The sequence below is a fragment of the Streptomyces niphimycinicus genome (assembly GCF_018883605.1).
GTDB lineage: Bacteria > Actinomycetota > Actinomycetes > Streptomycetales > Streptomycetaceae > Streptomyces > Streptomyces niphimycinicus.
Window position 1 is genome coordinate 1 of record NZ_JAHLEM010001113.1, and the last position, 1,039, is coordinate 1,039.

Annotated in this window: 1 protein-coding gene; it reads left to right on the forward strand. The window is 72.0% G+C overall.

Translation table 11 applies throughout. The features are described from left to right. On the forward strand, positions 1–1,039 hold a 1,039-nt coding region (locus tag KN815_RS48015), incomplete at both ends, for a beta-ketoacyl reductase (RefSeq protein ID WP_216348055.1).

The window sequence follows — 1,039 nt, forward strand, 5'->3', positions numbered from 1 at the left end:
AAGGGGCGGGACTGGGGAAAGCTCCTCGCCCGCCGATGTGGTGCACCGTGCCACTGCCCAGGTGCTGAGCCTGCTGCAACGGTGGCTGAATGACGACCGCTTCGCGGATGCGCGTCTGGTTCTGGTGACCTCGGGTGCCGTGGCCGCCGGGGCGGACGAGGCGGTGGCCGATCTGGCCCATGCCGCCGTTTGGGGGCTGGTGCGCTCCGCCGAGTCGGAGAACCCCGGCCGGTTCGTGCTGGTCGATGTCGATGGTGCGGCTGGTTCGCTGCGGGCGGTGCCGGACGCGCTGGGGTCGGGTGAACCGCAGGTGGCCGTACGGGGCGGGGTGCTGCGGGCGCCGCGTCTGGCGCGGGCCGTCGTGGATGCCGGGCAGCCGCTCGATGTCGACGCCGAGGGCACGGTGCTGGTGACCGGTGCGAGTGGCACGCTGGGCGGTCTGCTGGCCCGCCACTTGGTGGTGGAGCGTGGCGTACGGCGTCTGCTGCTGGTGAGCCGCCGTGGCGACCAGGCCCCGGGCGCGGCAGAACTCGGCACGGAATTGGCAGAGTTGGGCGCGAGTGTGCGTTGGGCGGCGTGTGATGTGGCGGACCGGGACGCGCTCGCCGCGACCCTTGCCGACGTCCCCGCCGACCATCCGCTGACCGCCGTCGTGCACACCGCCGGTGTGCTGGACGACGGTGTGATCGGCTCCCTCACCCCCGAGCGCGTCGACCATGTCATGCGTCCGAAGGTGGATGCGGCGTGGAATCTGCATGAGCTGACCCGCGATCTCGAGCTGTCGGCGTTTGTGCTGTTCTCGTCCGCCGCCGGTGTCTTCGGCAATGCGGGGCAGGGCAACTACGCCGCCGCCAACGCCTACCTGGACGCGCTGGCCCAGCACCGCCGGGCGCACGGCCTGGCCGGTACCTCGCTGGCGTGGGGTCTGTGGGCCGACTTCAGCGGGATGACCGGTGAGTTGGACGAGGCCGATGTGTCCCGGATGAGCCGGGGCGGCGTGGTCGCGCTGTCCGCCACCGAGGGCCTGGAGCTGTTCGAC